The following is a 533-nucleotide window of genomic DNA, read 5'->3' on the forward strand; positions in this document are numbered from 1 at the left end:
TCTCTCAGCCTTGCTTCGCCAAAACGTTTGATAGCAGCGCTTTGTTTTATTAATTCAGTGCGATGCTGTCCAACGTCACCGCCGCCAGAGAATGCAAATGCCGCAGAAAAATCATCAATCGTAATATTCATTATTCCCCCCTATCAACATCCTCTTTTGGATTTCCATTTTCTTCATTGGCATCCATGTCTTTTAAGGCGGCCAAATAAGCGTGCGCCTTCTCTGTCAAACTTACATCACTACATTTTTCGGTGACAATATCAAAACACTTACTCGCCTGAACCGAGCGACAAAGCATCAGATTACACTGACCAGCATAGAGCATAGGTCGATAGTCATTTTCTGAGAGAGAATATGACAATGCATAAAAATCGATAGCTTTTGAGTAATTCTTTTTGAGTTGATAAACCGCTGCCAACCCCATCGCATATTCTGGGTTATAAAAATCGTAGATGCATAAAAAGCGGAAAAGAGACTCAGCGTCATCTAACTTTCCCATATGGTAAAAGTCATAAGCGAGCTTATAAACATCA

General features: G+C 40.7%; 1 protein-coding gene. It reads right to left on the bottom strand.

The window, feature by feature from the left end; all coding sequences use genetic code 11:
• Positions 1–130 precede the first annotated feature (130 nt).
• On the bottom strand, positions 131–533 hold a 403-nt coding region (locus tag J5069_RS24080), incomplete at its 5' end, for a SycD/LcrH family type III secretion system chaperone (protein ID WP_264646155.1).

It is taken from the genome of Candidatus Symbiopectobacterium sp. NZEC127, from assembly GCF_025962675.1.
In the GTDB taxonomy this organism is placed as follows: Bacteria; Pseudomonadota; Gammaproteobacteria; order Enterobacterales; family Enterobacteriaceae; genus Symbiopectobacterium.